The sequence below is a fragment of the Mycobacterium sp. genome, from assembly GCF_019247615.1.
In the GTDB taxonomy this organism is placed as follows: Bacteria; Actinomycetota; Actinomycetes; order Mycobacteriales; family Mycobacteriaceae; genus Mycobacterium.
In genome coordinates, this window is record NZ_JAFBAT010000020.1 from 1 (window position 1) to 18,265 (window position 18,265).

Annotated in this window: 16 protein-coding genes and 2 pseudogenes; 13 read left to right on the top strand and 5 right to left on the bottom strand. The window is 66.1% G+C overall.

Annotated elements, in window-relative coordinates; genetic code table 11:
* A partial coding sequence (locus tag JO059_RS01380) for an alpha/beta fold hydrolase (RefSeq protein WP_293314153.1) occupies window positions 1-317 on the top strand: 317 nt, incomplete at its 5' end.
* Between the two features lie 292 nt (window positions 318-609).
* Window positions 610-834 carry a hypothetical protein gene (locus tag JO059_RS01385; RefSeq protein WP_293314155.1) on the top strand — a complete coding sequence of 75 codons (225 nt, stop codon included), beginning with the start codon at window positions 610-612 and terminating at the stop codon, window positions 832-834.
* A 24-nt stretch (window positions 835-858) separates the two neighbouring features.
* Here the strand turns inward: JO059_RS01385 and JO059_RS01390 are convergent, their stop codons facing one another.
* Complete coding sequence (locus JO059_RS01390; RefSeq protein WP_293314157.1) at window positions 859-1,878, bottom strand: nitronate monooxygenase; 1,020 nt, start codon at window positions 1,876-1,878, stop codon at window positions 859-861.
* Window positions 1,879-2,011: 133 nt separating this feature from the next.
* Here JO059_RS01390 and JO059_RS01395 point away from each other — a divergent pair, with 133 nt between their 5' ends.
* From JO059_RS01395 to JO059_RS01440, 10 genes and pseudogenes are all read left to right on the top strand, one after another.
* A complete protein-coding gene (locus JO059_RS01395) occupies window positions 2,012-3,631 on the top strand; it encodes an arylsulfatase (RefSeq protein WP_293314159.1) in 1,620 nt (539 codons plus the stop codon).
* 5 nt (window positions 3,632-3,636) lie between these two features.
* Window positions 3,637-4,866 (top strand): FAD-dependent oxidoreductase, encoded by a 1,230-nt coding sequence (locus JO059_RS01400; protein ID WP_293314160.1) that lies wholly within the window; start codon window positions 3,637-3,639, stop codon window positions 4,864-4,866.
* A 51-nt stretch (window positions 4,867-4,917) separates the two neighbouring features.
* Window positions 4,918-5,916, top strand: a complete 999-nt coding sequence (locus tag JO059_RS01405) for a Gfo/Idh/MocA family oxidoreductase (RefSeq protein WP_293314162.1) — start codon at window positions 4,918-4,920, stop codon at window positions 5,914-5,916.
* A 6-nt stretch (window positions 5,917-5,922) separates the two neighbouring features.
* Window positions 5,923-7,005, top strand: a complete 1,083-nt coding sequence (locus JO059_RS01410) for a putative zinc-binding metallopeptidase (RefSeq protein ID WP_293314164.1) — start codon at window positions 5,923-5,925, stop codon at window positions 7,003-7,005.
* A gap of 101 nt (window positions 7,006-7,106) precedes the next feature.
* Entirely contained in the window at window positions 7,107-7,790 is a 684-nt protein-coding gene (locus tag JO059_RS01415; protein WP_293314166.1) for a TetR family transcriptional regulator, read from the top strand.
* 153 nt (window positions 7,791-7,943) lie between these two features.
* Window positions 7,944-9,149 carry a cytochrome P450 gene (locus JO059_RS01420; RefSeq protein WP_293314168.1) on the top strand — a complete coding sequence of 402 codons (1,206 nt, stop codon included), beginning with the start codon at window positions 7,944-7,946 and terminating at the stop codon, window positions 9,147-9,149.
* Between the two features lie 90 nt (window positions 9,150-9,239).
* Window positions 9,240-10,211, top strand: coding sequence for an enoyl-CoA hydratase/isomerase family protein (locus JO059_RS01425; protein WP_293314169.1), 972 nt, complete (start codon window positions 9,240-9,242; stop codon window positions 10,209-10,211).
* 7 nt (window positions 10,212-10,218) lie between these two features.
* A complete protein-coding gene (locus JO059_RS01430) occupies window positions 10,219-12,570 on the top strand; it encodes a CoA transferase (RefSeq protein WP_293314171.1) in 2,352 nt (783 codons plus the stop codon).
* Entirely contained in the window at window positions 12,567-13,331 is a 765-nt protein-coding gene (locus JO059_RS01435) for an SDR family NAD(P)-dependent oxidoreductase (protein WP_293314173.1), read from the top strand. Before JO059_RS01430 ends, JO059_RS01435 begins: the two co-directional genes overlap by 4 nt.
* A 56-nt stretch (window positions 13,332-13,387) precedes the next feature.
* Window positions 13,388-13,638 (top strand): annotated as a pseudogene (locus JO059_RS01440) (HNH endonuclease signature motif containing protein); the annotation flags it as partial.
* Window positions 13,639-13,645: 7 nt separating this feature from the next.
* Here JO059_RS01440 and JO059_RS01445 read toward each other — a convergent pair.
* Together JO059_RS01445 and JO059_RS01450 are read right to left on the bottom strand one after the other, a co-directional pair.
* Window positions 13,646-14,776 carry a M24 family metallopeptidase gene (locus JO059_RS01445; RefSeq protein WP_293314175.1) on the bottom strand — a complete coding sequence of 377 codons (1,131 nt, stop codon included), beginning with the start codon at window positions 14,774-14,776 and terminating at the stop codon, window positions 13,646-13,648.
* Window positions 14,766-16,019, bottom strand: a complete 1,254-nt coding sequence (locus JO059_RS01450) for a Xaa-Pro peptidase family protein (RefSeq protein ID WP_293314177.1) — start codon at window positions 16,017-16,019, stop codon at window positions 14,766-14,768. The genes JO059_RS01445 and JO059_RS01450 overlap by 11 nt, the downstream gene beginning before the upstream one ends.
* Window positions 16,020-16,235: 216 nt before the next feature.
* On the opposite strand from JO059_RS01450, the gene JO059_RS01455 reads away from it, so the two are divergent.
* Window positions 16,236-16,712 (top strand): nitroreductase family deazaflavin-dependent oxidoreductase, encoded by a 477-nt coding sequence (locus JO059_RS01455; protein ID WP_293314178.1) that lies wholly within the window; start codon window positions 16,236-16,238, stop codon window positions 16,710-16,712.
* A 6-nt stretch (window positions 16,713-16,718) separates the two neighbouring features.
* Here the strand turns inward: JO059_RS01455 and JO059_RS01460 are convergent, their stop codons facing one another.
* The gene (locus tag JO059_RS01460) at window positions 16,719-17,954 is read right to left on the bottom strand and encodes a threonine/serine exporter family protein (RefSeq protein WP_293314180.1); all 1,236 of its coding nucleotides are present in this window, start codon (window positions 17,952-17,954) and stop codon (window positions 16,719-16,721) included.
* An 84-nt stretch (window positions 17,955-18,038) separates the two neighbouring features.
* Window positions 18,039-18,265, bottom strand: a pseudogene (locus tag JO059_RS01465) (hypothetical protein); the annotation flags it as partial.

Consider the following 18,265-nt stretch of genomic DNA (forward strand, 5'->3'; position numbering starts at 1 on the left):
GCACCGCCGCGGCATCCGCGGTGCACACCGTTTCATTGACGACGGCGGTGGGCTTCCTGCCGGGACTCAAGGAATACGACCAGTATCATGCCCTCGCGTCGATCTCCGCGAACACAGTCGTGATCAGCGGGGGAGCGGACATGACGACCCCGGTCGACCACGCGCGCGACCTGGCCGCGGCCATCCCGGGCGCCATCCACCTGCACCGCCCCAACGCCGGCCACATGCTGGTCGAAGAGCACCCACAGTGCGTCAGCGACGCGATCGAGTGCGTAGTCGGCATGGGGAGCTTGCCCGCCCACGACGCGGCCAGTTAATCCGCGGACACGAGAATCGTTCGCGACGAATCTGTTTGGGTCCCCGCTGCGGGGTGGACGGACGGATCCGATTGCGCGGAACGCTTTTCGGTGCGCTCGGGCATCCCGCCCGCTGCGGCCTGGACGTCGCGTGGCCAAGCGCCGCGCGGCCCTGAGGGAGACGCCATCTTATTTCCGGGGAAATTTTTCTCCGTTGCCCTGCGCGAATCCGCGCGGCTGGCTAATGTCAGGCGAGCAGCAAATCGGATACGATGCTGCCTCAAGGGGCGGAAGCAAACTGGAGGGTTACCTGGTGAGAAAGATCGTTGCCGCCGGCGCACTGGCGTTTTGTGGGCTGATGACTACCGGCGTAGGGATCAGCAACGCTGACGAAATCCAAGTGGAGGGCAACTACGCAACGCTGGCCGCGTGCAACGCCGATGGGCCGCACGTCGAGGTGGACCATCCCGGGCACTTCACGCACTACTCCTGCGTGCAGCATTCCGACGGTCTCTGGTACCTGTACCTGAGCAACTGACCCAAGCGTTCCCACCGCGACCGTTCACAGGTCGGAGGCCAGCCGCCGCAGAATGTCGGCAGCGGGCTCGGCGGTCGCATGCCGGTAGCCGGTGCCCGCCCATAGATGGACGTAGTCCGGCTTCCCCGCCGCCGCGGCAGCCTTGCGCAGCGGGCTGGTGAGGTAGTGAATGGCCGGATAGCCCAGTGGCGCGTGCGCCTCGTGGGCGTCGATGAAGGAGTTGCGCAGGCCACGGGCCGGGCGGCCCGTGAAAGCCCGGGTGATGACCGTCTCGGTGAAGCGGGGATCTGTCAAGGCTGCCTGATGGGTGGCCGAGGCGGCGCTTTCCGTCGCACGCAGCAGAACCGTTCCCACGGCAGCCGCCGAGGCGCCCGCGCGGATCACCTCGGTCACCGCGGCCGGAGTGGCGAGCCCACCCGCGGCCATGACGGGCAGCGGCACTCTCGCGACGATTTGTGCGACGAGTTCGGCGATGGGAACAGCGTTCAACGGCTTGCGGGGCGAGAGCGTGCCGGAATGGCCGCCGGCTGCGGCGGCCTGCACGGCAAGCATGTCGACGCCGACGTCGTGGGCCTGGGCGGCCTCGTCGGGTGTCGTGACCGTCTGCACCACAATGGTTTTGGCTTTCCGAAAGGCGATGATGACGTCGCGAGGCGGAATCCCGAAGGTGAACGAGACCATCGGCGGCGGGTCGTCGAGCAGCAGCTCGATCTTTTCCTCAAACCGGTCGGTGTCCTCGACCGGCTCGTCAGGCAGTGTCAGCCCGAACTGGTCGGCGTCGTTCGCCACGATGGATGCGTAGGCCCGATAGGCGTCCCGGTCGACCGGCAGGGGATTCGGGGCGAACACATTGATGCCGAACGGGATTCCCTCGGCGCGAACCGCCTTGAGCTCCGCCTCGACGGCATCCACGGTCTTGTAGCCGGCCGCGAGCAGGCCGAGGGCGCCGGCCCGAGCGGCGGCGAACACCATCGCGGGCGTGGTGGGGCCGCCCGCCATCGGGGCAGCGATCAAAGGAATGGACATACCGAACTGTTCCAGCATCAGTGCCTCCCTGAGCCCCTCGGCGCCTTCTAGCGCCTCTCGACACTATCGGCGGGGGCACACGGCGGTTCGGTGAGATTGGCGACACCTCCGCCGTTCCATCCCGGCGCCCGACCTGACAGGATGCATCAACGTGAAGCGGCCCAACTTTCTCGTCATCGTCGCGGACGACCTCGGGTTTTCCGACATCGGCGCGTTCGGCGGCGAGATCAACACGCCCAACCTGGATCGGCTGGCCCACGCGGGCATCCGGTTCACCGACTTCCATTCGGCCCCGGCCTGCTCGCCCACCCGGGCGATGTTGCTGACCGGAACCGATCACCATCTGGCCGGCATCGGCACCATGCGCGAGGTCGCCATCCCCGGGTTTCGGGGTGCGCCCGGGTATGAAGGCTATCTAAACGACCGCGTCGTAGCGTTGCCCGAGCTGCTGCGCGACGCGGGATATCTGACGCTGATGGCGGGCAAGTGGCACCTGGGCGACACCATCGAGACGTCGCCGTGGGCCCGCGGGTTCGAGCGCTCGTTTGCCCTACTACCGGCCGGCGCCAGCCATTACGGGCCCGCGGCGGGCGGCGGGTTCTCGCCCGCGCCAACGCTTTACACCGAGGACGACCGCTTCGTCACTGTTGGTAACGACTTCTACTCATCGGACTTCTACGCCGACACCCTGCTGCGCTACCTCCGCGAACGTTCCGATGACACGGCAAATAACCACCGGCCGTTCTTCGCCTATCTGCCATTCCAGGCGCCGCACTGGCCGCTGCAGGCGCCGGAGGAATCCATCGCGCGGTATCACGGTCGCTACGACGACGGACCGGACGCCCTGCGAGACGCGCGCTTGGCGGCGCTGCGGCGGCTGGGCCTATGTGCCCCCGACGTCGTGGCCCATCCGGTCGTGGCCGACGGCGCACCCGAATGGGCCGACATGACGGACGACGAGCGCGCGCTGTCGGCCCGCAGCATGGAGGTTTATGCCGCGATGGTGGACCGGATGGATTGGAACATCGGGAGGGTGATCGACTACCTCGCGGATAGCGGCGAACTCGACGACACGGTCGTGATCTTCCTTTCCGACAACGGGGCCGAGGGCGCGATGGTCGAGGCGATGCCGCTGCGCGGCCCGCAAATCGTCGCGCAGATCGAAAAATACTGCGACAACAGCCTTGACAATCTCGGCCGACCCACCTCGTTCATCTGGTACGGCCCCAGATGGGCCCAGGCGGCCACGGCGCCGTCGCGCCTGCACAAGGCGTTCACGACCGAAGGAGGTGTCCGGGTCGTCGGCTTCCTCACGTGGCCGGGTTTCGCGCGGCAGGGCGAGATCGGCACCGCGTTCACGACCGTCATGGACATCGCACCGACCGTCCTGGATCTCGCGGGCGTCGTGCATCCCGGCACTGCGTATGCGGGCCGCCAAGTCGAGCCCATCCGCGGCCGCTCGCTGGTGCCGTACCTGGCGCGCGATTGCGCGGCAGTGCATGACGCCGATACGGGCACCGGTTGGGAGTTGTTCGGCCGCAGGGCAATTCGTCAGGGCGATTGGAAGGCGCTCTACCTGCCCGCGCCGTACGGTCCGGGAAGCTGGCAGCTCTACGACCTCTCCCGAGACCCGGGTGAGATCGACGATCTGTCCGGTGCGCACCCCGAGAGGCTGGTTGAGCTCGTGGCGCTGTGGGACCGCTACGTCGAAGAAACCGGAGTTATTCTCGAGCCCTTGTCTGTGTTCGACGCTGACCCGGAAATGCTGTAGCGCCAATGGCTGAGGCAACCACCTGCGCGATCATCGGCGGCGGGCCGGCTGGGATGATCCTCGGACTGCTCCTTGCCCGGGCGGGCATCGAGGTGACCCTGCTGGAGAAGCACGGCGATTTTCTGCGCGACTTTCGCGGCGACACCGTGCATCCGACGACGCTGAGGCTACTCGACGAGCTCGGCCTGTGGGAGCGCTTCACGGCCTTGCGCTACAGCGAGGTCCGCAAGGCGAAACTCGAGTCGAACGGGCGCTCGGTGACCTACGTCGACTTCGAGCGTCTGCGCCAGCCCCACCCCTATATCGCCATGGTGCCCCAGTGGGATCTGCTCAATCTGCTCGCCGAGGCCGCCAAGGCCGAGCCGAGCTTCACCCTGAGGATGAACACGGAGGTCACCGGGCTGCTGTGGGACGCCGACAGGGTTACCGGAGTGCGCTATCTCGGACCCGAGGGCCCCGGTTACCTCCGCGCCGAGTTGACCGTCGCGTGCGACGGCCGATGGTCGATCGCGCGGCGCGAGGCGGGGCTTCGAAGACGTGAATTCCCGGCGAATTTCGACGTGTGGTGGTTCCGGTTGCCGCGCGAAGGCGAGCAAGAATTCTCGTTCATGCCACGGCTGGCGCCCGGCAAGGGTCTCGCGGTGATCCCGCGCGAAGGGTATAACCAGATCGCCTACATCGGGCCCAAGGGAACCGACCGGGAGTTGCGCGCTCGCGGCATAGCAGCGTTCCGGGAGGACGTCGGCGCACTGCTGCCCGAAGCGGCCGAATCGGTGGCGACGCTGAGGTCGATGGACGACATCAAGCACCTTGATGTCCGGGTCGATCGGCTGCGTCGCTGGCATGCCGATGGGCTGCTGTGCATCGGGGACGCCGCGCACGCGATGTCTCCGCTGGGCGGCGTCGGGATCAACCTGGCCGTCCAAGATGCCGTGGCGGCCGCCACCTTGCTGGCCGAACCGCTGCGGCAACACCGGGTGACGATTCGCGAACTGGCAGCCGTGCGCCGCCGTCGTCTACTTCCCACCGCCGTAACCCAATTCGTGCAACGCGTGTTGCAGCGGGCTCTGCTCGGCCCGCTCCTGCGCGGCGCCGACCCGACCCCACCGGCGGCGCTGCTGAACATCGTCGAGCGGCTGCCATGGCTTTCGGTGCTGCCCGCCTACTTCATCGGCGTCGGCATCCGTCCCGAGCATGCGCCGGCATTCGCCCGGCGGGGATCGGGTGTCCGCTGAGGGCAGCGCCTGTCCGGGGGGGCTCCGCAGGTGAGTGCTAGCGTCGCGTCCATGTCTGGAGACGGGAACCCGATTCGGATCGGGATCCTGGGCGCCGCGCGGATCGCACCGCTGGCGTTGATCAACCCGGCCAAGCGCAACAGCGAGGTCGAGGTGACCGCCGTCGCCGCGCGCGACGGCTCACGGGGGCGGGCCTTTGCTGCCAAGCACGGCATCTCGCGGGTGCACTCAACCTACGATGCGCTGATCGGCGACCCGGAACTCGATGCGGTCTACATCCCGCTGCCCAACGGCTTACATGGGCGCTGGACTCGCGCGGCACTCGGCGCCGGCAAGCATGTCCTGTGCGAGAAGCCGTTGACGGCCAATGCTGCCGAGGCCCGGGAAATCACCGAACTGGCGAGCCGCTCCGATCGGGTGGTGATGGAAGCCTTCCACTACCGATTCCACCCGCTGACCCGGCGCGTGGAGCAGATCATCGCGTCGGGCGAGCTGGGCACGATCAGATCGGTGGAAGCCGCCCTGTGCTTTCCCCTGCCGAAGTTCTCCGACATCCGCTATGACTACTCGCTGGCCGGCGGCGCGACGATGGACGCCGGATGCTACGCGGTGCACATGGTGCGCACCTTCGGTGCTTCTACGCCGGAAGTCGTTGCAGCACAAGCTAAGTTGCGCGATCCACGGGTCGACCGCGCCATGACCGCCGAGCTCAAGTTCGCGGAGGGCCACACCGGGCGGGTCCGTTGCTCGATGTGGTCGTCCCGACTGTTGGATATCCGTGCACGCGTGGTCGGTGACGACGGCGAGGTGCGGGTCGTCAACCCGGTGCTGCCCCACGTTTTCCATCGGCTTTCGGTCCGCTCGCCCGATGCCAGGCGCGTCGAGCGTTTCGGGCGCCGCACTTCCTACGCCTATCAGCTGGATGCCTTTGCCGGAGCGGTGCGGCGGGGCGAACCGGTCACGACGACGCCGCAGGACGCGATCGAGAACATGACCGTCATCGACGGGATCTATCGCGCCGCCGGCTTGCCTCTGCGCAACCCGAGCTGAGGTTCCGTGCGCGCGTTCGCCTGTCCCGCGTGCGGTGGCTTCGCCCCGTTCGAGTCGCGGCGTTGCTCGAATTGCCCGGCGGAACTCGGATTCCATGTGCCAAGCCGCTCCATGGTGGTCACTAGGTCGGGCAGCGCGGTCGTCGACGGCCAGACGTGGATTCCCTGTACCAGGTCTGCCACCCTCGGATGCAACTGGCTCGTTGCCGAGGAGCAGGAAATCGGCGGCGAACAGGGGAGGTGCCTCGCCGACTCGCTGATCCGGCGGGAGCCCGAGGCGGACGACACCATCGCGCGAGAAAAACTGGGGTCCACCGCGGTTGCCCTGCGGCGCTTGATCTATCAACTCATCGAGCTAGGACTTCCGGTCGAGCCGTACTGGCGCCGGAAGGGAGGGCTGGCGTTCGATCTGCTGTCCAGCTACAGCGGCGGCGGGCGGGTCCTGATCGGCCACGCCGACGGGGTCATCACCATCGATTTGGTCGAAACACTCGACGACTACCGCGAGTCGCTGCGGGTTCACCTCGGTGAGCCCTACCGCACCATGCTGGGGCACTTCCGCCACGAGATCGGCCACTACTACCAAAACGTGCTCGTGGAAAGCGGTACTGGCGCCGAACTCTACCTGAGCGAGTGCAGGCAGCTATTCGGCGACGAACGCGCCGATTACCAGGAGGCGATCGCGCGCCATTACAAGTTCGGTGCACCGGAAAACTGGGGCGGGTCCTACATCTCGGAATACGCGACGATGCACCCTTGGGAGGACTTCGCCGAGTGTTTCGCGCACTATCTGCACATCACCGACATCATCGACACGTCCCGCGAGGCGGGACTGGTGCTGCACGCCGACCGGGTCCGCTTCGCGCTGCCGCGCGACATCGTTCCGCCCGCCTCATACGACGATGAGCCGATCGAGCAGCTACTCGACGATTGGAAGTGGATGTCCACCTTCTTCAACCGGGTGAACGCGGCTATGGGAAAGAATCCGCTTTACCCGTTTGAGCTCCCACCCCCGGTAGTCGGCAAGCTGGCGTTCGTACACAAGGTGATTCGCGAGGTGTCAGCGGTCCGCAGCCCAATGCGTTCTTGAGCTCAAGGTAGCGGTCGCGGGTGCCGGAACGAGGTGTCGCTCAGCCCCGGCTTACAGACACTACGAATATAGAGTAAGCTCTGCGTGCCTGATGGACCTGCATGGATAAACGACGAAAGCCCAATCCCGTCGAGCGCCGCCGCGACTTGTGCGATGCGGCGATCCAGCTGTTGGCCGACGATGGCGCCAAGGGGTTGAGCCACCTGAAGGTCGACCGCCGCGCGGGCGTGCCGGACGGCACGACATCGTTTTACTTCCGCACCCGTTCGGCGCTGTTGCACGCCGTTGCCGAGCGGGTTGCCGAACTCGACCTGGCGAGCTTGCAGTCGGTCGCCGACCGGTCCGGCGATCAGCGAAGCCAGGCCTCGCCGTCACGGTTGTCGCAGGTGGTGATTCAAGCCGGCAGCGAGCCACATCTGTCCCGGACGAAGGCCAGGTATGAGCTGACATTGCTGGCCAGTCGCGATCCGACGCTGGCCGCGATCCTGCAGCAGGCAGCGGACGGATTCACCAAGCTGCATCGGGAGATTCTCGTGCAACTCATGCCGCGCGGCGCCGAGCTCGAATCGGCGGTCGTCGAAGATTTGAGCAATGTGACGCTGACATTCATCAACGGTCTGCTGATGCGGTTTGCCCATGGCGACCGAATCATCGACAGTCCCGGCCAGCTCGACCGCATATTGTCGGCCATCGCCATCGGGGTACTGCGGAGTTCCGACAAGGCCGGAATGACACAGCGCCCGGAGCCGCGTGCGGCGCGCCGCAGGAAGGGGGCGTCTTGTTGAGGGCACGGACGGGTTTCGACTTCCGCGCGGCTTGCCAGAGCAGCCACCATATGGTTCTCTACGATAATAGAGTCGCGGCCATTCTTAGTGTGCGGGTGGGCCGCACCAAGTGCATACGTCCCGGTCGGGAGTGGTTGCGGCAGGAGGGCTTTCGTGGCGGCGAGCACCGACAGCGATGTTCATTTCGATCCATATGACGTCGAGCTCATCGCAGACCCGTATCCGATGTTCGCACGGCTGCGTGACGAAGCGCCGCTCTACTACAACGCCGAATACGACTTCTTCGCGTTGAGCCGATTCGCCGACGTAACCAAGGCGCTGGTCGACCATGATGCATTCAGCTCCGCCCGGGGCGCGATCCTGGAGTTGATCAAGGCCAACCTCGACATCCCGCCGGGCATGCTGATCTTCGAAGACCCGCCGATCCACGACGTGCACCGCAAGCTGCTGTCCCGCATGTTCACGCCGCGCCGGATCTCGGCGCTGGAGCCGATGATCCGCCAGTTCTGCGCTCAGGCCCTCGACCCGTTGATCGGCTCGGGCCGCTTCGACTTCGTCACCGACCTGGGTGCGCAGATGCCGATGAAGGTCATCAGCATGTTGCTCGGCATCCCCGAAGACGATCAGGAGTACATCCGGGACCGGGCCAATGCCCAATTGCGCACGGAGGCCGGGCGGCCCATGAAGGCTGTCGAGCATCGCCTGTCGGTAGGCGAGCAGTTCGCCGCCTACATCGACTGGCGCACAGAAAATCCTGCCGACGATATCATGACCGATCTGCTCAACGCCGAGTTCGTCGATGAGACGGGCGCCACGCGGCGGCTGACCCGAGACGAGATACTGGTCTACCTCAACGTCGTGGCGGGCGCGGGCAACGAGACGACCACGCGCCTCATCGGTTGGGCGGGAAAGGTTCTCGCAGAGCACCCCGATCAACGGTGGGAACTCGTCCGACAACCGCAACTCATCCCGAAGGCCATCGAAGAGCTCCTGCGCTATGAGCCCCCGGCGCCCCATACGGCGCGGTACGTGACCCGAGACTTCAGCCTGCATGGCCAAACGGTGCCCGAGGGCAGCGTGATGATCATGCTCATCGGCGCGGCCTGCCGCGACGAGCGTCAGTACGGTCCCGATGCAGCCGAATTCGATATCCATCGCACCGCCCGTCCGCACCTCGCGTTCAGCGTGGGCACGCACTTCTGTCTGGGTTCGGCGCTGGCCCGCCTCGAGGCCCGGGTCGCGTTGGAGGAAATCCTGACTCGTTTCCCCGAGTGGGAACTCGACATGAGCAACGCCAGGCTCAGCCCGACCTCAACGGTGCGCGGCTGGGAGACCCTGCCGACGGTAGTGGCGCGGTGACGGGCTGCGGTGACCAACCTCGTTACGCTACCGGCGTTTGGCTTCCCGTCGACGTGGGAGCTGCGCTCAAGAAAAGAAAGTGAGAGAGCCATGGCGGAGTATGACTACGAAAAGATGAAGCAGGAAGCCGAGCCCTTCATCAAGTTCGAGAAGGACAAAGAGAATAGAATCGCGTACATCACCTTCGATCGGCCCGACGCGCAGAACTCGACGACGCTGGGCATGCGGCAAAACTATGCCGACCTGCTCCACAAGTGCAACGTCGACGACGAGGTTAAGGTCGTAGTAATTCGCGGTGAGGGCGAGGATTTCGGCAGCGGTGGCGATCTTCCCGAACAGCGCGGAATGCTCGAGAACCCCGGGATGCCGCTGCTGCACGAGCTCGCCATCAACGACGATGACGTCAAGTACCCGCCGGGCGGTTCGTACCGTTATCTCTCCACCGTGACGGACTTCTACGCCAAGGCGCGCGCCGGCTGCCGGCCGCTGCAGGAGCTGCGCAAGATCAGCATCATCGAGGCGAAGGGCTACTGCTACGGATGGCACTTCTACCAGGCCGGCGACGCCGACCTCGTCGTGTCCTCCGACGACGCGCTGTTCGGGCACCCGGCCTTCCGCTACGTCGGCTGGGGCCCGCGACTGTGGTGGTGGGCGGAGACCATGGGTCTGCGGAAATTCTCCGAAATGCTGTTCACCGGACGCCCATTCACCGCCAACGAAATGTACGAGTGCGGTTTCCTCAACAGCGTGGTGCCCCGCGATCAGTTGGAAGCCGAGACGCTAAAGTACGCGATGGCGTGTTCGCGCTCTCGCCCCACCGACACAGTCGCGGTCCAGAAGACCTTCCTGGAACTCTACAAGCAGCACAAGGGCGAGTACTTCGGGAGCCTGCTCACCGGCATGGTGGAAGGCATGCTGCCGCTGATCGCCAACGACCAGAAGAACGACGTCGACCTCACTGAAGGCACTTTCACCAAGGGCCTGAATAACGTGGTGAAGGACAATGACATGAACTTCCCACCGGAGTGGCGCCTGAGCCGCTCCGGACGCAAGCAGCCCTGATCCGGGCATGTCAGCGCTGAGGGGTTTCAGGGTCGTCGAACTTGCCGAGTCGGTCGCGGGGGAGTACTGCGGAAAGCTGCTGGCCGACTTCGGCGCCGACGTGATCAAGGTTGAGGTGCCTGGCCGCGGCAGCCGAACTCGCTCCATGGCGCCGATCGTCAGCAACGGATGTGAAGGCAGCGCTCTGTTCGCCTACCTCAACACGAACAAGCGCTCCGTCACTCTCGACGTCACTCTCGACGGCGAGCGCCTGCAGAAGCTGATCGCCAGCGCCGACGCGGTCATCGAAGATCGGTCCTCGGGCTGGTCCGAAAAGCATCCCTCCCCGGTGTTCTGCTCCATCACTCCCTTCGGAAGCGACGCGCCCGACGAGTTCCACAATGCCCGGAGCATCAACGTCTTTCACGCCAGCGGCTGGGGGTATCACACTCCCAGTCATGCCGACCCGGATAAGCCGCCATTGCGCGGGCCGGGCCGATTCTTGCCCGACTACGAATCGGGACTGGAGGCGGCGCTGTGTGTCGCAGCGTCATTATTCGCGCGCCTGCATACCGGGCACGGCGAACTCATCGACATCTCGCAGCATGCCGTGTTGGCGTCGCGCGCAGACTCCATCCTGGGCCGATTCATCACCGGGGAGGTGACGGCTCAGGGAACCCGCGACGATTACGACCAGGCCGGTCCTGCAGCGTTTTTCGCCTGCGCCGATGGCTTCGTCTACCTGTACATGACCAGTCGGGCTCATTGGCAGGGCGTGAAAAAACTTATGGGTCACCCCGACTGGCTCGACGCTTTCGACGACGATTGGCTGGAGTTCTCCGTCACCCCCGAAAAGGTCGCCACGTTTCGACGGGGATTCACGCAGTGGGCGCAGCACGTGGCCAAGGACGCCGCGGCCGACCAAGCCCAACGTATGGGCGTGCCGTTGGTACCGGTCAACAGTGCCGCCGACCTGCATCACTCCCCCCAGTACCGCCACCGCGGATTCTTCCGTAATGTCAGCCATCCCGTTTTGGGCGACGCGACGTATCCCACGGTGCCCTACATGCTGAGCGGATCACCTGCTGCGATCCGCACCGCTGCACCGACTCTCGGACAGCACACAGCTGCCCTCCTGGCCCAGCTCGGTGACCCCCACCAACCGCCGGTGGTCAGTTCGGCGCAACTCAAGCCCCCGAGAAATCCGCGCGGTGGACCACTGGAAGGCGTGCGGGTCGTCGAGCTCACCAAGGTATGGGCCGGCCCCTACGCGGGAAAACTACTGGCAATGCTGGGCGCCGAGGTGATCAAGGTCGAAACCGCCTGCAGCCCCGAGGAAATGCGAGCCTACGGCGGAACCGACATCAACCACGCGCCCTACTTCCTGAGCATCAACCCCGAGATTCTCAGCGTGGACCTCGACATCAAGTCATCCGAGGACCGCGCGAGGCTGCGGGACCTGATCGCCCACAGCGACATCGTGATCAACAACCTTCGCCCCGGGGCCATGGAGCGGCAAGGCCTGGCGTACGAGGATCTCACGGCCATCAAGCCCGACATCATCTCGGTCTCCATCAAGATGTGGGGCAATGACGGGCCGCTGGGCCACCAAACCGGCTACGCGCCTTGCTTCGCCGCGCTGGCCGGGGTCGCGTCGCTGGTGGGCTATCCGGGCGGGCCGCCGCTCGGAACCAGCATGCGGTATGGCGACTCCACCGTCGGCGCGGCGGCCGCGTACGCCGCCGCGGTGGCGTTGCTGCACCGCGAACTGACCGGGGAGGGCCAATTCGTCGACGTGTCGGCCGTCGAGGTCCTCTCGTCGATGATCGGCGACTGCCTGCTCGAACAAAGCCTTACCGGAAAGTCCCCCGGGCCCAGCGGCAATTACCACCCCGACATGTGCCCGCACGGCTGCTACCCGTGCTCCGGTGGTGCGTGGGTCGCAGTCGCCGTGGCCGACGAGGCCGAATGGCATCGATTGTGCGAGGTGGTCGACGACGTCGCACTGGTCCACGACGCGCGGTATGCCACGGTGGAGGAGCGTCAACGTCATGCTGAAGCGCTCGATGCCGACCTTTCGCGGCTCACTCGAAACCACGACGCGGACGTGCTGGCACACCGCCTGCGGATGGCCGGGGTGCCGGCGCACAAGAGCTCCAACGCAATTGACGTGATCGCCGACGAACGGTTGTGGGCGCGCGAGTTATATCGCTTCGTCACCGATCACCGTGAAGGCCAGCGGCCTATAGTGGGACCGTCGTGGCGGATAGCACGCTCCCCGGCGCGAATCGAACGGGGCGCGCCCGACTTGGGCGAGGACGCCGAGTATGTGCTACAGGAAATCCTCGGCGCCACCCCCAGGGCGGGAGGCGGAACATGACAATGCCGCTGGCCGGCTCCGCCGCCCTGGTGACCGGTGCCAGCAGCGGGATCGGCGCGGCAACGGGGAAGGCGCTGGCCAGTGCAGGCGCTGCAGTGGCGCTGATCGCGCGCCGGGCCGACCGGCTGGCGGGTCTGAAGGCCGACATCGAATCGGCCGGCGGCACAGCGCTCGTCATTGCCGCCGACGTCAGCGACGCCCCGCAGGTGTCGGCGGCCGTGGAGCGCACAGCAGCGGAGTTCGGCCGGCTGGACGTGGTGGTGAACAACGCGGGCGTCATGCAGTCCGGTCCCGCGGCCGAGGCGTCTCTGCGGGATTGGGATCACATGGTGGCGGTCAACGTGCAAGGGGTCCTTTACGTCACCCGCGCGGCGCTCCGGCACCTCATCGACGCGGCCGCCATTTCGCCGCGTGGTGTCGCCGACCTCGTCACCATCGGTTCCACCGGTGGTTGGGTAGCGCGACCCAACACCGCGGTCTACTCGCTCACCAAATTCGGCGTCAACGCGTTCAGCGAGGGCCTCCGACAAGAGGTGCTGGGCCAGCGCGTGCGAGTCGGGGTGGTGAGCCCCGGAACAGTCGACACCGAGATATTCAGCCACCTGGCCACTCCGTCGCGGAAGGCGTTCGAGCATCAGACCGCCGGCATGGTGAAGCTGCGGCCGGAGGACGTCGCGGACGCGGTGCTTTACATGGTGACGCGCGACCGGCGGGTGGCGGTCAATCACATATTGGTGCGCGCGGCCGAACAAACGTGGTGACTGAGCTCGATCTCTGTAATCCCTTGCGCCACTGTGGCTTCAACAGTCACCAGTGCGCCAGAGATCGTGGGTGCAGCAAGCGCGGGTGTGATGCACCGGCTTACCAGAGCCAAGTCCACCATGTCCGGGGATGATCGGCCACCACCGGACCGATATCAATGACCTGGCATTGGCGTGCGGTCCCGATAACAGACTCGCCGAAAAAGGCTGGACCACGCGGAACAACGCCCGTGGACAACCGAGAACCAATGCGTTCCATCACCCCGAAAGATTTTTGCGTGACCGGGACGACGATGAAGCTGTTTGACGCCGCATCAGTCCGCCGACCCGTCGGGCCACGAGGGGCTGTTCGTCAGCACCCGAGCTCCGTCGTCGACGATGTGCACCGTGTCCCGGCGGAACACCGCCCCGACACCCTCCTGCCACACGTAGCCGGTGACGGCCAGCACCATCCCGGGCTCGAGGCGGTCGTGTTCGTCTGCGGCCGAGAGTATTTCGGACACCACGGGCGGATCGAAACCCAGACCCAATCCGTGTGCGACCGGCACGGGCGGCGGCGGCTCGCCGGCCGCTTCGTACGCGGCAAGCAGTTCACGAACGTCGGCTCCTGGACGGCAGGCTGCGATGAGCCCGTCGTAGAGCGCCTTCGATCGATCGAACAGCTTTCGGATCGATCGGTCGGCCGGGCCGTCGGCCGGCCAGGTCCTGCCGACCTCGGCGACATACCCGTCGGCCAAGGCGCCGGCGGCGAACGCGACCAGGCCTCCGGGCTGTACCTCGCTGCCGCCGCGGCGCCATGGGTGTTCGGGCGAGGTGACCAACGCGGCGTCCTGCGTCGCCGGCGTGCTCACTCCGCCGGCTGCCATGGCGCCCAGCACCGCCCCCGTCAACGCCTGCTCGGACACACCCGGTCGCAATTCCGCAACGGCGGAGGCTATTCCATGCTCGGCCACCCTCAGCGCGGGACCCATCGCCGCGATCTCATCGGGTGTCTTGATGCGCCGCGCCGCGCGCATGGCCGGCTCGCCGTCGACAATTTCGGCGTGCGGAAACGCCTCGGGCAGCAACGCCGCGAAAGTCGGTGTGATCGCGTCTGTTCCGACCCGGCGCGCCGTCGCGGCGGCATCGATGTTCTTCAACACGCCGATGAGAGTCATCGGATTCCAGGCCAACCCGTACAGGTGGTCGCGGCCGATCTCTTCGGGAACCCCTTCGTCATCGGTGCTGTTGAGGTAGATGTCACCGGTGGCGCGCACCAGCACACAGACCGGCGCGAACGGACGTGTCCCCGCTATCCACAGCTGGGGTGCACCGGTGACGTAGCGGACGTTGGCCTGTCGGCCCAGCACCAAGATGTCGAGGTCGTGCGCATCCATCTGCGCCAGCGCTCGTGCGCGGCGCCCCGTACGCAACGCCGGCGGATCGGGTGCAACCTCAGTCGCCATAGGGCGTGTAGGGGTAATCGGTGATGGGCGTGTAGCCGTCCTCGGTGATCACCACGAGCTCCTCGCTGCGATAGCCGCCCGTGCCGTCCTCCCACACGACGGGTTCCAGCACCAACGCCATGCCGGGGGGAAAAACGAAGTTGTCGTCGAACTCCTCGCCGAGATCGGTGCCGATCACCGGAGCCTCCGCCGGGTAGGTGCCGATGCCGTGGCCGAGATAGAAGTGCGGGAGCCACGGTTTGCGGCCACCATTGGCGGCGATCGCCGCCCGCGCCAGATCTCCCGACGTCGCTCCAGCCTTGGTCACCGCGAGCACGGCGTCCAGGATGGCCCGCCACTGGCGGAACTGCTCCTGCTGCCTGGTGGTCGGTCGGTCGCCGACCAGCCAGGTGCGCCCGAAATCCGAACAGTATCCGGCGTAACCGATGCTGATGTCGGTCCACAACACATCGCCGGCGGCCAGTTCTCGTTCGGTCGGAAGCAGGGGTAGCGCAAGGTCGCCGTGGGTGGTCCAGACCCCGGCTTCCCGCGAGCGGGGCATCACCTGCCAAATGGCGTCGAGCATGTTGGTGGTTGCGCCCAGCTCAAAAGCGCGGCGCACCAACGTGGCCGAGAGATCGATCTGCCGGACGCCCGGCGCCAAGGCCTGCTGCACATCCACCATCGCCCGCTCGGTGATGCGGCACGCCCGCCGAAGGCAGGCGATCTCGTCGCGCGTCTTGACCAATTGAGCCGCGCCGACCACTATCGCCGCATCCGACGGCACAGACGATCCGAACAGCGTGCCCGCCGACCGCCGCATCGCGCCCGTCAGCTCGTCGACGGCAACCCGCGCACCCGGCGGGATCAGCCCGGCCAGCGCGCGAGCGAAAACCTCTACCCCGGAGTCGAATTCGAGGTAAACGGGGCCATGCAGATGGTCGGCGGGCACCGGTGAATCGGCGGGTGCGCCGCCCCGCAACGGCATGAAAAGATGCGGATGTTCGTCGTCGGCGAGGACGACGGCCACCGGACGCTCCACGTGCGAAAGGCCCGCGTCGAGCAGAGGCCAGCTGGCACCCGTCGCGTAGCCGACATGGCCATTCATCAACAGAATCAGCGCATCCACACCGTGGTCGGCCATCACGGCGCGGAGCCGCGCGCCGATATCGGTGCGCATGCGCGCCCAGTCAGGCTCGTCGGGAATCTCGATAACCGATCCGCGGGCGCTGAGGGCGCCGCTGCCGCCCGATACCCTGCTCATCCTGCTCCGGAGTGCTGACAACGTTCGGAGCAAGGCGTCCGCTCGGCGATCACCGACCCAAGTGAACACCGCCGGGTGAATTAGTTCAAGCAACTTACTTAACTGCACTCGCCGTCGGCATCGAACGCTGATGGGCCCGGTGTGGAATCCGCGGTAGCCGCGGTGATTTCATCGGCCGTACGCCCGGCGGGGTGGGGCGGAGAATAGAGTGATCGCGTGAATGTGCTGCAGCGGGTGGCGCGAAACCCCACGGCATACCGCTGGCTGGTCCTCAGCGGGCGACCGATCATCAACCAGCTTGAATCCCTGCTTCGGTTCTCCACCAACGGACGGATCGGAGTTCTTGACCTTGCGGGGCTGCCCAACGTGCAGGTCACCACCTCGGGACGGAAGACGGGTCTGGCACGCACGGCAACGGTGCAGTATGTGCCCGCCGGAGACGAACTGCTGGTGGTCGGCAGCAACTGGGGCCGGCAGCGTCATCCGTCGTGGTCGGCGAATCTCGCAGCGACAGAACGGGTCACCGTTCGTGAACGCGGCCACCGCTTCACCGCGAAGGTGCGGTTGCTGACGGGGCAGGAACGCGACGCGGCCTGGGCCGCGGTGGTGGCGAAGTGGCCGAACTATCAGATCGCCCAAGATTGCGCCGGCACCCGCCGATTTCGGCTGTTCCTGCTCACACCCACCGCATGAAGTCGCTCACGGAGAACTCGAGTCACCGCTGAGTTGCCGACGGGCACGCCACAACAGCACACCGGTCTGCAGGCCCAGAGCAATCGAGATGATCGACATGACCGTCACCGCGACGGCGGCGCCGGTGTTTGTGGTGACCAGTTGGGTGACGCCGACCAGCCCCAGTGCGCCGGGGACGAGCAGCCAGAATCCCGGTGCCAGCAGCGCGGCGGCCGGCGGGGCATCGGGCCGCTGCGATACGGCCAACGCGCAAACCATGAGCGCCAGCCCGCCACCGAATCCGCCCGCGGAGCTACCGAATAGGGCATTCGCGGTGACTTGGCCGGCGTAGGTGACCAGAACGGTCACCAGCAGCCAGGGCAGGAACCGGTTGGGCGGACCGAGGTAGAGCACGATGCCGAACGCGTAGACGACAACGCCCGCCCACGGCGCCCAAGGGCCGAGCATGTTGAGCGGTGCCGCGTTCAGTTCCGCCGAGCTGACATTCAAAACCTCAGCGGCGACGAGAATGCCGAACGCCAGCTGGGCGAGTCTCATGAATCCGGCGACCAGGCGGGCCGAGCCGGAGACCACCTCCCTGGTGGTCAAGTCGACGACGGCGAGCGTGATGGCAGCACCGGGCAAAAAGAGTGCCAGCGGCGCCAGTAGGTCGCGCAGACTGTCATCGCCGTCGTGCCAGAGTCGTTCGACGCCGAACGCGGTGAAGGCGACCAGAAAAGAGCTGATGGTGGGGAGTAAGTGGGCGAGCGCGTTGCTGACCCGGCCGAGCAGTCCCAACAGGCCCACCATCAGCCCCAGGCCGGTGGCGGCCAGCATCGCCACCGGCGTGGGCTGCAGGATCAGCGCGAAGGCGCAGCTTTGTACCGCGTAGCCGATCACGTTCACCCAGGGCGGGAAGCGCGGCGTCAGAGCACAAATGCGCTCCAGTTCCGCCAAACCGTCGCGGGCGTCGATCCGGCCCTCTTGTGCCGCTTCCACCAGGGCGGCAAGCGGGAAAGTCTGGTCATAGCGCAGATCAGTCTCGGACCTCTCGACCCGAACGGTGGTGCCCGCAGCGTCGCCGAAACCGCCGAACTGTATGAAATTCGGCAGCAGGAGGATCTGATTGCTGAGGCCGTATCGCTCCGACGACAGTTTCAAAGCGCGCCGGATCAGGACGATCGGGTAGTTGCCTGCCGCCATCGCGGCACCCAGCCGCGTCATGAAGTCGACGGCCAGGGCGTCGGGACTTGCCTCGGGCATCTAGGTGCGTCTCCGGGGGTGTGGCCTCGACTTACTCATTGCGTCAGCTCCCCCGTCTCAGGCAATCGTTTGACTGGATCCGCTCTAAGTCCCGTTGGCTTTCTTCAGGCGCGCTATCTCGCCACCCCACACGGACTGGGCGCCCGCGTCGCCGGTGCGGTAGACCTGAATCGTTGACGAAATCCCAACGGCGAGAACGAGTATCGCGACCGCCGTACGGATTACCACCCGGTGCCGTTCCAGTCGGCGTTCGATCAGGCGCAGCACGACGAGCCCGATGGCCACCGCCAGCAGAGCGGCGGCGAAGTAGG